The sequence below is a fragment of the Nocardiopsis akebiae genome, assembly GCF_018316795.1.
In the GTDB taxonomy this organism is placed as follows: Bacteria; Actinomycetota; Actinomycetes; order Streptosporangiales; family Streptosporangiaceae; genus Nocardiopsis; species Nocardiopsis dassonvillei.
Map to the genome: position 1 here is coordinate 4,079,103 of NZ_CP074132.1, position 13,014 is coordinate 4,092,116.

General features: G+C 73.3%; 15 protein-coding genes and 1 pseudogene. 8 read left to right on the top strand and 8 right to left on the bottom strand.

The window, feature by feature from the left end:
* The first annotated feature begins 505 nt into the window (after positions 1-505).
* Positions 506-715 (top strand): hypothetical protein, encoded by a 210-nt coding sequence (locus KGD83_RS17490; protein ID WP_249351920.1) that lies wholly within the window; start codon positions 506-508, stop codon positions 713-715.
* A gap of 12 nt (positions 716-727) precedes the next feature.
* Here the strand turns inward: KGD83_RS17490 and KGD83_RS17495 are convergent, their stop codons facing one another.
* The gene (locus KGD83_RS17495) at positions 728-1,456 is read right to left on the bottom strand and encodes a hypothetical protein (RefSeq protein WP_212640212.1); all 729 of its coding nucleotides are present in this window, start codon (positions 1,454-1,456) and stop codon (positions 728-730) included.
* On the opposite strand from KGD83_RS17495, the gene KGD83_RS17500 reads away from it, so the two are divergent.
* Positions 1,448-1,657 carry a hypothetical protein gene (locus tag KGD83_RS17500; RefSeq protein ID WP_212640213.1) on the top strand — a complete coding sequence of 70 codons (210 nt, stop codon included), beginning with the start codon at positions 1,448-1,450 and terminating at the stop codon, positions 1,655-1,657. The genes KGD83_RS17495 and KGD83_RS17500 overlap by 9 nt on opposite strands.
* A gap of 65 nt (positions 1,658-1,722) precedes the next feature.
* On the opposite strand, the gene KGD83_RS17505 is transcribed toward KGD83_RS17500, so the two are convergent.
* Positions 1,723-2,097 (bottom strand): DUF427 domain-containing protein, encoded by a 375-nt coding sequence (locus KGD83_RS17505; protein WP_212640214.1) that lies wholly within the window; start codon positions 2,095-2,097, stop codon positions 1,723-1,725.
* Positions 2,098-2,422: 325 nt separating this feature from the next.
* Here KGD83_RS17505 and KGD83_RS17510 point away from each other — a divergent pair, with 325 nt between their 5' ends.
* Positions 2,423-2,665, top strand: coding sequence for a PLDc N-terminal domain-containing protein (locus KGD83_RS17510; RefSeq protein WP_212640215.1), 243 nt, complete (start codon positions 2,423-2,425; stop codon positions 2,663-2,665).
* 210 nt (positions 2,666-2,875) lie between these two features.
* Here the strand turns inward: KGD83_RS17510 and KGD83_RS17515 are convergent, their stop codons facing one another.
* From KGD83_RS17515 to KGD83_RS17530, 4 genes are all read right to left on the bottom strand, one after another.
* Positions 2,876-3,859: a hypothetical protein gene (locus tag KGD83_RS17515; RefSeq protein WP_212640216.1), complete on the bottom strand. Its 984-nt coding sequence runs from the start codon at positions 3,857-3,859 to the stop codon at positions 2,876-2,878.
* A gap of 123 nt (positions 3,860-3,982) precedes the next feature.
* Positions 3,983-4,666: a hypothetical protein gene (locus tag KGD83_RS17520; protein ID WP_212640217.1), complete on the bottom strand. Its 684-nt coding sequence runs from the start codon at positions 4,664-4,666 to the stop codon at positions 3,983-3,985.
* A gap of 166 nt (positions 4,667-4,832) precedes the next feature.
* Complete coding sequence (locus tag KGD83_RS17525; protein WP_212640218.1) at positions 4,833-6,722, bottom strand: S9 family peptidase; 1,890 nt, start codon at positions 6,720-6,722, stop codon at positions 4,833-4,835.
* A gap of 208 nt (positions 6,723-6,930) precedes the next feature.
* Positions 6,931-8,199, bottom strand: a complete 1,269-nt coding sequence (locus KGD83_RS17530; RefSeq protein ID WP_212640219.1) for a DUF418 domain-containing protein — start codon at positions 8,197-8,199, stop codon at positions 6,931-6,933.
* Between the two features lie 373 nt (positions 8,200-8,572).
* Between KGD83_RS17530 and KGD83_RS17535 the strand changes: the two genes are divergently transcribed.
* Positions 8,573-9,712, top strand: a complete 1,140-nt coding sequence (locus KGD83_RS17535; RefSeq protein WP_249351921.1) for a sensor histidine kinase — start codon at positions 8,573-8,575, stop codon at positions 9,710-9,712.
* 41 nt (positions 9,713-9,753) lie between these two features.
* Here the strand turns inward: KGD83_RS17535 and KGD83_RS17540 are convergent, their stop codons facing one another.
* Positions 9,754-10,506 carry a LysR substrate-binding domain-containing protein gene (locus KGD83_RS17540; RefSeq protein WP_249351922.1) on the bottom strand — a complete coding sequence of 251 codons (753 nt, stop codon included), beginning with the start codon at positions 10,504-10,506 and terminating at the stop codon, positions 9,754-9,756.
* Between KGD83_RS17540 and KGD83_RS17545 the strand changes: the two genes are divergently transcribed.
* The 3 genes and pseudogenes from KGD83_RS17545 to KGD83_RS28755 all read left to right on the top strand — a co-directional run bounded on the left by KGD83_RS17545 (position 10,505) and on the right by KGD83_RS28755 (position 11,318).
* Positions 10,505-10,681, top strand: coding sequence for a hypothetical protein (locus tag KGD83_RS17545; protein ID WP_249351923.1), 177 nt, complete (start codon positions 10,505-10,507; stop codon positions 10,679-10,681). The two genes, KGD83_RS17540 and KGD83_RS17545, sit on opposite strands and share 2 nt — an antisense overlap.
* A gap of 57 nt (positions 10,682-10,738) precedes the next feature.
* A pseudogene (locus KGD83_RS29155) lies at positions 10,739-10,882 on the top strand (amidohydrolase); the annotation flags it as partial.
* A 202-nt stretch (positions 10,883-11,084) separates the two neighbouring features.
* Positions 11,085-11,318, top strand: a complete 234-nt coding sequence (locus tag KGD83_RS28755; protein ID WP_249351925.1) for a hypothetical protein — start codon at positions 11,085-11,087, stop codon at positions 11,316-11,318.
* A gap of 12 nt (positions 11,319-11,330) precedes the next feature.
* Here KGD83_RS28755 and KGD83_RS17555 read toward each other — a convergent pair whose 3' ends face one another.
* A complete protein-coding gene (locus KGD83_RS17555) occupies positions 11,331-11,858 on the bottom strand; it encodes a sugar O-acetyltransferase (protein ID WP_212644474.1) in 528 nt (175 codons plus the stop codon).
* Between the two features lie 114 nt (positions 11,859-11,972).
* Here KGD83_RS17555 and KGD83_RS17560 point away from each other — a divergent pair, with 114 nt between their 5' ends.
* Positions 11,973-12,914: a LysR family transcriptional regulator gene (locus tag KGD83_RS17560; RefSeq protein WP_212640221.1), complete on the top strand. Its 942-nt coding sequence runs from the start codon at positions 11,973-11,975 to the stop codon at positions 12,912-12,914.
* Positions 12,915-13,014 lie beyond the last annotated feature (100 nt).

Genomic DNA, 13,014 nt, shown 5'->3' on the forward strand with positions numbered 1-13,014 from the left:
GTCGGCCGGTGGTGTTCCTCCACCTCTGGAAGGGCACCGAACCCGGAGCCGAGCCCTCCCGGCCTCCCGCACGCCCCGAACCGGTCCCGCTCGCCGTGCGCTTCGGCGGCGGCCCGTTCCGCGCGGCCTCCACCGTCTCCCCGAGGGGCGGCGGCTCCGCCCCGCTCCCGAAGAACACGGCCGTTGAGAGCGCCCCGGGGCGGGGAACCCGTACGCCGTCCCCTCCGTCGGAGGGCGCGACACCGGGACCGGTCCCGGAAAGCCCCCCACACGGCCCTCGCCTCCCGCGACACCGCGGGCACCCGAAGCATCCCCGACGTCATCCGAGACCCTCGCCAGTGGTGGTGGGGGCTCATGGGCGGCAACCCCGAAGCCGCCAGGCAGGACCTCGACGACCTGCGCCAAGGTCTGCCGCTGCACTCCGTGGCCCACCTGCGGCGGACCGCCGTCAAGGCAGCGGTCGCCCGGTCCCCGCCGGACGACCCTCAACTGCCGAGTCGGTCCGGTGGAGGGCCCCGCGCCCGCGTGCCCGCTCGTCCAGGCCGCCCGGTTCCACGAGGGAAACCCCTGCTACGGTGACCGCCTCGACGGGGAGGGGGCCCTGCCGCACCCGTGGCTGCCGCTGTTCTGGAACACCGTCGACCACCTCCTCGAACACGAGCCGGACCCGAACGCGCACGTGTACCGCGTCAACACCGCCCCGCGACAGGGCTGAGCCGAATCCGCCTCACGGAGCGAGTGCGGCGGACACACGGGCCAGGCTCGCCCCCGCCAGGGCGGAGAAGGTGTCGGGGTTGCGGAAGGAGTGCGTTCCGTCGTTGACCCGGACCCCGGCACCGGTCGTCCTCCAGCGCACCGGACCGGACGCCGACCAGCGCTCCACGATGGCGGAGGCGAGCACCTCCGGGGCCTCGGCTCCCACACGCGCGCGCAGCGCCGCCGCCAACCGGCGGACCGCACCGCCCCGCGCGGAACCGTCCGCGCAGGCGGGCGGGAGAAGCAGCAGACGGGCGTGGGAATCGATGTTCCCTGTTCCGGACGGACCGTTGTCCGCGGCGGCGAGCAGTTCCGGCCAGGACAGACCGGGCACCGTGCCCTCTCCGGCGTGGACGGCGATGACATCGGCTTCGCCCCAGCCCGGATGGCGCAGGAGGTGATCAACGCTCGTATCGCCGTCGCCGATGCTGTAGACGGCGTAGAAGCAGTGGCCGGTGGCGAGCGGGAGGGTAGAGGTCGGCAGGGCGTCCCGGCGCCACACCCGACGTTGGAAGCGTACGTAGCCGTCCAACGTGTGGTCCGAACCGAACAGCTGCCCTCCGATCTCGCCCTGGGCGCCGTCGTAGAGGTGCACCAGCCAGAACAGCCTCTCATCGAGGAGTTCCGGGCTCCGGTTGAGGGGGTTCTCCGAGTGGTACCCCGGAATCCGGACGGGGGCCGGAACGGCGTCATGACTCACGCCAACCAGTACGACGACTGCCCGTCCAACGATCGCGTCCCGTGGGAGGCGCCCAAGGCCGTCCGCGGCGGCGTGGGGAGCGTTCGGCACCGGACAGACTCCGGCGAGCGCGGTGGCGTCGTCGGCACGATCGTGGTGCGTTTCGCCACCGGCGCGACGATGGTCCCGATCGGCGTACGGGCTCCGGTGACGCGGGCGTGATCACGGGAGCCGAGTCGCTCGGCGCGGCGGGCGCTCCCACCGGGGAGCGCCCGCCGCGCGACCGCTCAGGAATCGACGGTGACCCGGACCTTGTCGGGGCTGAAAGCGACGTGCCCGGCGATCTCCGCGACCGCCGGGTACGGCTCCTCGTACGCCCACACCGCGTCGACCAGCTCCTCGCCCTCCCCGACCGCGAGGGTGCGGTAGGTGGCGGTGCCCTTGTAGGGGCAGTGGGTGGTGGTGGCGCTCGGCCGCAGCACCGCGGGATCCACGTCGGCGAGCGGAACGTACTGAACCGGCGGGTAGACGGACTCCCGCAGGGTCAGCGCGTCCTCCGTGTCGGCGACCACCCGGTCCCCGACCCGCGCGACGACGCGCGCGCCGGCGGGTTCGACGGTGATGGGGTGGTCGGGGCCGGGTGTCCTGCCCTGTCCTGTCATGGTGGTCCTCCCTCTCCCCGCCGAGGCTACTTCGCCCGGACGGGAATCAGTGGGACGGCGGCACTCCTCGGGGCACCGACGAAAGTCGGTCGGCGCACCTACCAAAGCGGCTCCCCTCCCCCGGGGCGTGCCGCCTTAGGAGACGGCACGGTGGGTTCTCCAGACGGATGCGTCCCCGCAGGTCCCGCACCTAGGGTGGTGTTCGTCCCCGCAGGGGAGCCCGGTCGGCCCGCACCGACGGACCGCCGGGAGCCCTTCCGCCCGCGGTCCCGCCGCGGCCGGGCGGGGACACCACGCCCGACCCCGGACCTCGAAAGGGAACGACATGTCACTCCTGGCGGCGAACGATCCGAACCTCGTCCACACCGTGCTCCCGATCCTGCTGCTGGTCGGGGTCGCTTTGGTGTCCCTGGTGACGGTCGTACTGATCATCGCGGCCGTGTTCAGCATCCTCATGTCGCGGGTGGACGGGGCGATGAAGGTCGTCTGGCTCATCTTCGTCTGCATCGCGCCCCTGATCGGGGCCATCCTGTGGTTCCTCGTCGGGCGCAACCGCGTCCCCTACTGACCGGACCCCTGCCTCCCGGGAAACGGGAGGCGGAGCCCCCGCGTGCTCCCGACCGGCCGCAGGCCCGGCCCACATCCGGGCCAGGGCCGGAGCCGCTCCCCCGGTCCCCGGCCCTGGAGCCGGAACCGCCCGCTCAGCCGCGAGCCGGCTCGGCCAGCACGGCGCCCATCCGCGGAAGGAGCCCGGCGACGGGGTCGCGGGTCAGCTCCGTCATCCGCAGCCGCCCGCCCGCGGTGACGACGCCCAGCACGTGCTCGCCCCGCGGCCGTGTGGTCTGCGCGGGACCCCACAAGGCGGAGAGGGCCGCCAGGCTCTGCCCGCCCGGGTGCGCGACCCCGCGACGCCCGCGCCCCCCGCCACCCCCACGACCCCGAGGTCGGTGATCCGGATGTCGGCCGCGGCGGCGGCCCTCATCGCCTCGGCGTCGCCGGAGCCCTCGGGAGGGTGCTCCGCGACGGCCGCGGCACCCGCCCTGAGCGCGCCCGGTGCGCGCAGACGGGCCAGCGATCCGCCGGTCCGCCGGGCGAGCGCCCAGAAGTCCTTCGCCTCGTCCGCGGTGCTCGCCGTCCGGGCGCCCGCGAACCGGACGGCCACCTCGTCGGGCAGGCCGACCGCGCGGCGCAGGTCCATCGGGCTGAGGACCCGCACGAACTCACGCCCCTCACGGTTGAGCACCGTCGCTGCGGCGGCGCAGAGCGCGGCGTGGACCGACGCGCCCCCAGGCGGCAGCGGTGGACGAGCCGCTCGGTCAGCCCCTCTCGCAGTGCGAGGGCGTCGACGTGCGGCACGCGCCCGGAGAACGGCACGAGTTCGCCGACGGCGTCCATGCGCGCGTCCTCTCTCCGGGGGCGTACCGTTCGCGGCCCCACCGCCCTCCGCCGCCTCGCCTCCGGCCGCCGCCTCACCGCCTCCGGCCTCCTGGCCGGTGCGCGCGAGCAGCTCCTCCTGCGTTCCCGGGAGACCGCCGCGCTCCAGGTCCTCACCGCCCAGGGCCGCCGCCAGGTCCAGCAGGGCCCGCAGGCCGCCGACGCCGTCGGCGATCTGGTGGGCGAAGGTGAGCACCACGGCGCTGGACCCCGGCTCCCCCGGCACGAGCACCGCGCGCGCCAGGGGGCCGGACACCGGCGGGATCGGCCGCGTCCGCTCGAACGCGCCCAGCGGTCGAAGGATCCTGCCTCGGTTCGCGGCCGTCACGCGGACCGTCCTTTCCATGGGTCTACGGCATCGGTCTGAAGTGGCGGCGCTTACGCGTGCGCGCCGTGGAACGGGCGGGAAGCCCACCGGGGCCGCCCGACCGGAGCCGTCGGCCGAGAGGTGTCAGAAGTTCATCCAGAGCGTCTCGGCGTCGAGCACGCGGTTGCGCCGCAGCGTGAGGACCCGCTCCACGGCGGCCAGGACCCCGGCCAGGATCAGCGCGGCGTTGAGCCACCGCGGCAGCGCGACCGGCGAGGTGAAGGAACCGAAGAGTTCGGCGACCCTGGGGATACCGGTGACGAGTTCGAGCGCCTGGGGAACGGCCAGGACGAGGTTGAGGGCCAGGATCGCGACCGCCAGCCCCGCGATCGCGCGGCTCACCCGGGGGTGTCGGCGGTGGAGTCGGCCGCGCAGGTCCTCGATGGTGCCCGGCGCGGGGGTGAGCCGCTGTTCCCGGCCGTCGTCCAGGACCAGGTGCACGCGGCGGACGCCGTACAGGGAGACGTCGACCTCGATCACCCCGCCGGGGACCGGGAAGGCCGCCGGGAGTTCGGCTTTGGCCTGACTCCTCCCGTCGGCGTACAGCTCGGCGCACCCGTCCTCCCGGCCGAGGTCCACCTCGGCCGTGTAGACGACGCGTCCACCGCCCGGGCCGGGGTGTTCGACGGTGTAGAGCACGCGGTGGAGCACCTCGCGGCGCCGGAACGGCCGCAGCGGTTTGCCGTCCGCCGTTGCGGCTTCGTGCTCGTGCCGCGCCTCCTCCGCATAGCCCTCCTCCGGCTCCGACGGTTGTCCGAGGCAGTCCACAGTCCCTCCTTCTTCCCCGCGGTCGGGTCTCGCGCCGTGTCACGACCGGGTTCCGTGCCGGGGCACGACCGGGACCAGTCGACACCGTGCCGTCACGGCACACTCAACCCCTTCAGGGGGTAGGTGCGCCGCGGCACGGCGGCGACCGGTCCGGGCGGTCAGGGGTTCACCGTCCGCCGAGGTGGCGCGAGAGGAAGCGGTCGATGGCGCCGAACATGGTGATCAGGTTCTCCGGGTTGACGATGGCGTGTCCCTCGTCGTCGAAGACGAGGTACTCCACGTCCACTCCGCGCTCGCGCAGCGCGGCGACGATGTTGTCGGACTCGGCCTTGACCACGCGGGCGTCGTTGGCCCCCTGGACGACCATCAGCGGCGCGGTGATCCGGTCCACCCGGCTGATCGGTGAGCGGGCCAGCATGTCGGCCTCCTGCTCGGGGACGGCCGGGTCGCCCACGTAGCGGTACCAGTTGTTGACCAGCGCGGGCCGCACGAACGCCGGTTGGTTGCGCATGAAGTTGGCCAGGTCGGAGATCCCGACGACGTCGACGGCGGCGGCGAAGCGGTCGGGGGTGAAGGAGGCCCCCACCAGTGCCGCGTAGCCGCCGTAGGAGCCGCCCAGGATCGCGACCCGGTCCGGATCGGCGTAGCCCCGCGCGACGGCCCAGTCCACGGCGTCGATGAGGTCGTCGTGCATCTTCCCGGCCAACTCGCCGATGGCGGCCTTCATGTGGGCCTTGCCGAACCCGCTGGAGCCGCGGAAGTTGACCTGGAGCACGGCGTAACCGCGGTTGGCGAAAAGCTGCGCGGAACCGTTGAACCCCCAGTTGTCACGGGCCCAGGGGCCGCCGTGCACCATCAGCACCATCGGCAGGTTCCGGGGCTGCACGCCCACCGGCAGGGTCAGGTACGAGGGAAGTTCCAGCCCGTCCCGGGCGGTGACGGTGACCGGCCGCATGGGGGCCATCGCGTCAGGGTCCAGGTGCGGGTGGGCACGGAACAGCAGCCGGGACTCGCCGGTGGCGTGGTCGTAGAACCAGGTCGCGCCCGGGTCGCGGTCGTGGGTGAAGCCCACGACCCACCGCCGACCGCCGTCGTCACAGGAGATCGCGGCCAGGTCGCCCTCGGACAGCTTCTCCAGCTCGGCCAGCACCTCGGCGAAGTGCGGGTCCAGGGCGTGGACGACCTGGCGCTCACCCACGTAGCGCACCCCCAGCAGTTCACCCCGCCGGTCGCGGATCAGCGGCGGGGGGAAGGTCGGGAAGACCTGCGCGCGCGTGTCGATGTCGAACTCCGGGTGGCTGTCGACCTCGGTCTCCTCACCCGTGGACAGGTCCACGCGTACCAGGCGGGTGCGGTCGGTGCCCCGGCTGGAGCCGATCCACAGCCCGGTCCCGTCCGGGGTGACCTGCGTGGGAAAGACGCCCACCGGGTAGTCGGCGCCCTCGTGGACCAGGACCGGGCGCAGGGCGCCCGTCCCGGGGTCGCGGCGGGAGACCTCGAAGTCGCCGTCGGCGTTGAGGGATGTGCTGAACAACTCGCCCTCCCGGCCCTGGAACCAGGACTCGCCGGCGCCGGGGCTCCGGGCCAGCATGGTGAGCTCGCCGGTGGCCACGTCCAGCTCGTGCAGGTCGAACTCCGCGGCGTCGCGGGCGTTGAGCGAGACGGTCATCCTCCCCGGGCGTCCACGGGACGGCTCGAATCCCACCACCCGGGCGCCGGGGAAGGGGGTCAGGTCCACCGCCGCCGAACCCGGCGCGTCCAGGTCGACCCGGAACAGGTGCCAGTTCTCGTCCCCGCCGCTGTCCTGGAGGTAGAGCAGCCAGCGCGAGTCGTCGGTCCACTGGTAGCTCTGCACGCTGCGCGCCTCGTCGGCGGTCACGCAGCGCGGCTCGCCGTCGAACTCCCCGGCCGCGTCCAGGTCCTGGACCCAGACGTTGAGCCGGTCCTTCCACGGCGCCAGGTAGGCGATGCGGGTGCCGTCCGGCGAGATCGTCGCACCGGCGCGCTCCGGCGCACCGAAGAAGTCCTCGACGGGGATCAGGTCGGGCAGTGCCATGTCATATTCCTTTCGTCGGTGTCCGGCGCCGGGGCCGTGGACCGGGAGGGCCGTTCCCTCACGTCCGACCACGGCCGCGCGGCGTCGGGTGGTATCCGTCTTTCAGTGTTCTCCCGTCTCCGGGACCCCACCAGTGACAGCACGTCACGAGTGGGAACGGGAAAACGTCATGCCGTGACTGTGGTGTCGCACCGTCGCATCGGGCGCGTCACGGCCTGCGGTAGGTCAGCCTCCGCAGCAGGACCTCCGCCGGTCCGCGCCTGCCCGCGCGGTCGAGCCAGTAGGCCGCCGCGACGGTCAGCAGCCAGGTGCCCACGGCCACCAGCACCGCCGACCAGCTCGACAGGTGCACGCCCAGGCCCAGCCCCCAGGCGGCCAGGAACGGGGCGAAGGCCACCGACTGGGCGAGGTAGCCGCTCAGGGAGCGCCGCCCCAGGGACACCAGCGCCCGGACCGGCAGGGAACTCCGGGCCTCCCGGGCTGAGAGCCGGTGGGCCAGGAGCCCGAAGAGCGCCGCGTAGCCCACCCCGTTGAAGATCCCGGTGTAGAAGTGCACCGAGGAGGCCACCGAAACGTAGGTGGCGTCCAGGACGCCCACGTGCTGCAGGCCCAGCACCGCTCCGGCGGCCCACCCCGCGCCGATGCCCAGGACCGCGACCCGGCGCAGCAGCCCCAGGTGCCGCGCCGGGTCCTCAAGGAACCGGTGCCGCGCCGCGAGCAGGCCGATGAGGAACACCGTCGGCAGAGCCAGGGTGAAAAGGCCGGAGAAGAGCCCGAAGAACCAGGCCGGGAGGCGGAACACGGCGGAGAGCAGGTAACCCGTCTCGGCGATGCTGGCCCTTTGCATGTCGGTCGCCGCGGCCGTGGACACGGCGTCCGGCGCCAGCAGGACCGAGACCACCGAGAGGAGGGTGACCAGGGCGCCCAGTGCCAACAGGACGGACAGCCAGATCTTGAGGGTGCGGTCGCTGCGGTTGAGGAACAGCGGCACCATGATGAGCCCGATCAGGCCGTAGGTGCCCAGGATGTCGCCCTGCCACAGCAGGGCGGCGTGCACCGCGCCGAAGACGAGCATCCACAGGTGGCGCCTGCGCAGGAGCCCGCGGGCCTCCTTCTCACTGGTGCCGCGCGCCCTCTGCCGGCGGTACATCTGCCCGATGCCGTAGGCGAAGAGGAAGCCGAACATCGTGTGCGTACGGGCGTCCACGACGACGATGGTCATGAACTGCGCGACCCTGTCCGCCAGGCCGCCGTCGACGGGGTGGAGCATGGCCAGGCCGGTGGGCGCCTGGTACAGGAACCACGGCACGTGGGCCAGCGCGATCAGCAGCAGCATCATGCCGCGGGCCAGGTCGGGGGCCAGGGCGCGTTCGGCGACCGGCGTCGAACCGGCCGGGGCCCGGGTGTCGGCGGCGGCAGCGGGCGGGTCTTCGCCTCCGGGGACGGAGGGTGGGCCTGCGGCGCGGTCGGTCGTCATGGTGACGGGCTCCAGAGGGTCTTCGCGGCGATCGGTCTGCGTTCGGGGGACTGACTCCATTGCAGCGGTCGCCGCGCTCCGGCGGCAGTGGGACCACGTCACCGCCCGGCCGTGACGTTTGTCGGGTCCAGGTCATGACGCGGCGTCACTGGTGCACTCGGCGGAGCCGGGAGAATACTGGGGGCGCGACCGGCGCCCGCTCGCGCGGAGCGCCCTCACGCGGACGCGGTCCTCGGCCGCGTCCGAGGAGGGCGGCGCACCCGCGCTCGCGCTCCGCCCGGACCCCGCGGCCCGGGCGCCGCCGCTCCGGCGGCGGCGGAGGGGCCGAGGCGAAGGACCGTGCGCGGTGGACACGAACCTGGAAGGGACACGTATGGCGTCCGAGAAGACCGAGGAGGCGCAGGGACGGCTGCGCAAGCTCCACGTGGACCTCATCACCGGGGCGGTCTCCGCCGTCGGGGCGCTGCTGGTGGCGGTGAACGCCAGCTCGTGGCAGGACGCGCTCCCCATGGCCCTGAGCCTGGCCGTGACCCTGGTGGTCGTCACCCGGTGGCACGTGGGCCGCCTCTCCCGGGTCACGCTCGCCGGGCTGGCCGTCACCGCGCTCCTGTGGCTGCTCGGCATGTTCCTGGTGGACGTCTCCATGCCCGCCTACGGGTTCGCCATCGTGGCCACCATCATCATCCTCGACCTGCCGCGCCACCAGCGGGCGGCGACGGCGGGTATCGCCGCCTTCGCCGCGGCCGGGCTCACGGCGAAACTGGTGGTGTCGCGCGAGGGCGTGGTCGACTTCCTGCTGCAGTACGTGGTCGCCTCGGCGGGCGTCGCCCTGGGAGGGGTCGTCCTCACGATCCTCGTCCACGCGATGCACGGCCTCATCGCGGAGTTGGCGGCGGCGCGTGAGCGCGAGGCCGAGCTGGCCGTGGCCCAGGAGCGCATGCGCTTCGCCAGCGACCTGCACGACATCCAGGGCCACACCCTGCACGTGGTCAAGCTCAAGACCGCGCTGGCCCGCAGACTGGTGCGCGCCGACCCCGACCGCGCCGAGGAGGAACTGGGCGAGATCCAGTCCCTGGTGGGCGACACCATCACCCAGACCCGGGAGCTGGCCCACGCCCAACGGCGCCTGAACCTGTCCGCGGAGCTGGAGAACGCCAAGAACCTCTTCGAGGCCGCCGAGATCGACGTGCGCGTGGACCGCGAGGCCGAGGTGGCCCCCGGCGCGGGCGAGCTGCTGGGCCAGGTGCTGCGCGAGACCACCACCAACATCCTGCGCCACGCCCAGGCCGCGCAGGTGCGCATCACCCTGACCGATACGGGCATCACCATCGTCAACGACGGCGCCGCCGAGGAACCGCCCGAGCGCCTGCGGGGGCTGGCCACCCTGCGCGAACGGGTGGCGGACAGCGGCGGCGAACTGACGGTCCGACACGACGGGGGCCGGTTCACGACCGCCGCGGAGTTCCCGCACCTGGCCCCCGTGCCGAGCCCGGAGAACACCGCGCGGGGGTGAGCGCTCGGCCCGGGCGGCCCTGACCACGGCGCCCCGGCGGGTCAGACCACGACCTCCCTGCAGACCTCGGCAAAGGCCTCCATCCGCCGCACCGGCTTGCGCCCCGCCAGCCGCACGACCTCGATCCCGAGCCCCTCGGACCGGATGTCGAGCTCCCTGGTGGCGTAGGGCAGGTCCTCGTAGCTGTGCTCCAGCACGGTGCACTGGGTGAGCAGGGCGTTGCCCAGGCCGCGGGCCACCAGGGCCCGCACCATCTCGAAGCTCGTGGTGCGAAAGCGCACGCCGGGCGTCAGCCCCGCCCTGTCGAACAGGCCGAGGAAGTAGTCGCCGCCGGGCGGCAGGTCGAAGAGGATCAGCGGCTCGACCGCCAGGTCCGCCAGGGTCAGTTCCCCCTTCGCGCTCAGGGGCCCGTCCACCGGGGTGAGCGCGTAGGGAGGGTCGGACCGCAGCCACTGCGAGGTCACGCCGACCGCCGGGCGCACGCCCGCCGGCTCGTAGTGGTAGGTGATCGCCAGGTCGATGCGGGAGTTGAGCAGGTCGTCCACGAGGGCCCCGTGGGAGGCCTCGACGAACGAGAGCCGCACCTGCGGGTGCCGACGCGAGAACTCCGCGATGACCCTGGGCAGCAGGATCGTCGCGTAGCAGTCGATGGTGAGCTCCCCCTCGACCTCCTCCCTCTCCCGGCTGGCGGTCTCCCGGAGCTGTTCGAGGCTGGCCCGCACGTCGTCGGCCACGGCCAGGGCGCGCTGCCCCGACGCGGTGGGGCGCATCCCCTTCCTGCTGACGGTGCCCATGGCCGCAGTGGGCCTCTACATCCGCCTGCGCGTCGAGGACACGCCCGAGTACCGCGCGCTGGAGGACATGAACAACGTGCCGAGCCAGCCGGTCGTGGAGGTGTTCCGCTCCAACGGCGGGCAGTTCCTCCCGACGGTCGGCATCGAGACCTTCTTGACTTGCTCTCCTGCCTGACGGTCGGCCCACGCCGCCGCCTACCCGCACGAGGGCCGCAACGCCAACGACGCCTTCGTGGTCGCCCAGGCGGCCATCGGCCTGCTGCGCCAGCAGCTCCCGCCGGGCACCCGCGTCCACGGCATCCAGACGGTGGGCGGGCAGGCGCCCAACGCCATCCCCGCGGTGACCGAGGGCCGCTGGTACACCCGGGCCGGGAGCCTGGCCGAGCTGGAGCCGTTGCGCCGCCGGGTGGAGCGGTGCTTCCGGGCCGGAGCGCCGGCGACGGACACCGCCCTGGAGTTCACCCCGGAGTCGCAGCCCTACTCGGAGTTCCGCACGGACGAGCGCGCCCTGGAGGTCTACACGCGTCACGCCCTGGCGCTCGGGCGGCGCTTCGACGCGCCCCCCCGAACACCAGACGATGAACCGCGCCTCGACCGACATGGGCAACGTCTCCCAGCACGTTCCGGCCATCCACCCCTACATCGGTCTGGGCTGCTTCCCGGTCAACAACCACCAGCCCGAGTTCGCCGCCGTCTGCGTGGGGGAGGCCGCCAACGGGGTCGTCTCCGACGGCGCCGCGCCGCTCGCCCGCACGGCGCACGAGTACTTCGCCGCCCCGGCGTCGGAGTCCGGCCCCCTCCGGACCGGGTGACCCGGGGCGGGCTCAGTCGATCGCCCTGATCACGCGGGCGGGGACTCCCCCGACCAGGGTGCGGGCGGGGACGTCGCGGGTGACCACCGCGCCCGCGGCGACCACGGAACCGGCGCCGACGGTCACCCCCTGCGTGATCACGGCGGCCGCTCCGATCCAGACGTCGTCCCCGAGGGTGATCGGGGCGAAGGAGAGGTACTCGCGGCGCTCGGCGAGGGGCAGGGGGTGCCCGCCGGTGATGAGGCTGACCCTCGGCGCGATCATGACGCGGTTGCCGACTCGGATGCCGCCCCTGTCCATGAACGTGCAGCCCTGGTTGACGAAGACCTCCTCCCCGAACGTCGTGTTGAGCCCGTACTCGGTGAAGAACGGCGGGTAGATCGTCACCGACTCCGGAAGAGTTCCACCGAACACAACCGAAAGTAGTTCGGCGCGGCCCTCGCCGTCACTGAACGGCAGCACGTTCAGCCGGGACGTCGCGTCGGTCACCTCCGCGATGCGCTCCACGTGACGCGCGAAATCCGGCGTTCGGACGTACATGACCTGCTCTGTGCGTGTGGACATGCACTGATCCCACCACCCGGCGGAACACGCGGTCAAACAACCGCACGGCCCACCGCACACAACCATAGGTTGTTTGGATAGGCTGCAGCCGTGGATGTCGAAGCGCTGCGGACGTTCGTGGCCGTCGCCCGGACCGGCCAGTTCCAGGCCGCGGCGGACGAGCTCGGGATCAGCCAGCAGGCGGTCTCCAAGCGGATCGCGGCCTTGGAGAGGCACCTGGGAGCCGCTCTCCTGGTGCGGACCTCCCGGGGTTCCAGACCGAGCCTGGACGGGCAGGTCCTCCTGCCGCACGCCCGGAGGGTCCTCGCGGCCCTGGAGCAGGCCGAGCGGGCCGTGCGCCCCGGCAGTCGGCCCCTGCGCGTGGACGTGCTCAACCGGCGCATCGCCCCGGCCCAGGCCGTCTACCGGTTCTACCGCTCCCATCCCGGGGTGGACCTGGACGCGGTCGCGCTGAGCGGCGAGAACGCCGTCCAGGCCGCCCATGCGGTGCTCGAAGGAACCCTCGACGCGTCCTTCCGCGCCCTGTCGGCCGAGCGGCTCCCGGCCGGGATCAGCGGCGAACGGCTCCTGGACGCACCCCTGGAGCTCCTGGTCGGGCCCGCCCACCCGTTGGCGGAGGCACGCGAGGCCAGGCCCGCGGACCTGGCCGGTCACCGGATCTGGATTCCCGGGATCAGACCCGGCACGGAGTGGGCGGATTTCTACCAAGCGCTGTCCGACGCCTTCGGTCTGAGCATCGACGCGCTCGGTCCCGACTTCGGCGACGAGGCCCTGATGGACGCGCTGGCCGACTCCGCCTCCCTGGCCACCCTCGTCGGCGGCGGGGACCGGTACCTGTGGCCCCGGGCCCACGACCTGCGGCGCGTCCCCCTGCGCGACCCGACGCCGGTCTACCCGCACGTGCTGCTGTCCCGCAGCGGGGAGCGGCACCCCGTGCTGGCCGCGCTGCGCGAGTACCTGCGCACCTCGGGCCCGCGAACCCCGGATGACGTGTGGACCCCGGACTGGGTGGTCCGCCGAGCGGACGAGTGATCCGGCCGCCCGCTCCGGTCCGTCCACGACGGGATGTCGGCGGCGGGGGCTCGGCCCCGTCCTGCACGGAAGGCGACAACGGCCCCGCGCCGGTGCTCAG

What these genes read in the sequence shown, in the direction of transcription:
- KGD83_RS17505 (WP_212640214.1), bottom strand. Translation starts at nt 2,097, where the DNA reads ATGACAGGACAGGGCAGGACACCCGGCCCCGACCACCCCATCACCGTC.
- KGD83_RS17500 (WP_212640213.1), top strand. Translation starts at nt 1,448, where the DNA reads ATGACTCACGCCAACCAGTACGACGACTGCCCGTCCAACGATCGCGTC.
- KGD83_RS17525 (WP_212640218.1), bottom strand. Translation starts at nt 6,722, where the DNA reads ATGGCACTGCCCGACCTGATCCCCGTCGAGGACTTCTTCGGTGCGCCG.
- KGD83_RS17555 (WP_212644474.1), bottom strand. Translation starts at nt 11,858, where the DNA reads ATGTACGTCCGAACGCCGGATTTCGCGCGTCACGTGGAGCGCATCGCG.
- KGD83_RS17535 (WP_249351921.1), top strand. Translation starts at nt 8,573, where the DNA reads ATGGCGTCCGAGAAGACCGAGGAGGCGCAGGGACGGCTGCGCAAGCTC.
- KGD83_RS28755 (WP_249351925.1), top strand. Translation starts at nt 11,085, where the DNA reads ATGAACCGCGCCTCGACCGACATGGGCAACGTCTCCCAGCACGTTCCG.
- KGD83_RS17540 (WP_249351922.1), bottom strand. Translation starts at nt 10,506, where the DNA reads ATGGGCACCGTCAGCAGGAAGGGGATGCGCCCCACCGCGTCGGGGCAG.
- KGD83_RS17530 (WP_212640219.1), bottom strand. Translation starts at nt 8,199, where the DNA reads ATGACGACCGACCGCGCCGCAGGCCCACCCTCCGTCCCCGGAGGCGAA.
- KGD83_RS17545 (WP_249351923.1), top strand. Translation starts at nt 10,505, where the DNA reads ATGGCCGCAGTGGGCCTCTACATCCGCCTGCGCGTCGAGGACACGCCC.
- KGD83_RS17510 (WP_212640215.1), top strand. Translation starts at nt 2,423, where the DNA reads ATGTCACTCCTGGCGGCGAACGATCCGAACCTCGTCCACACCGTGCTC.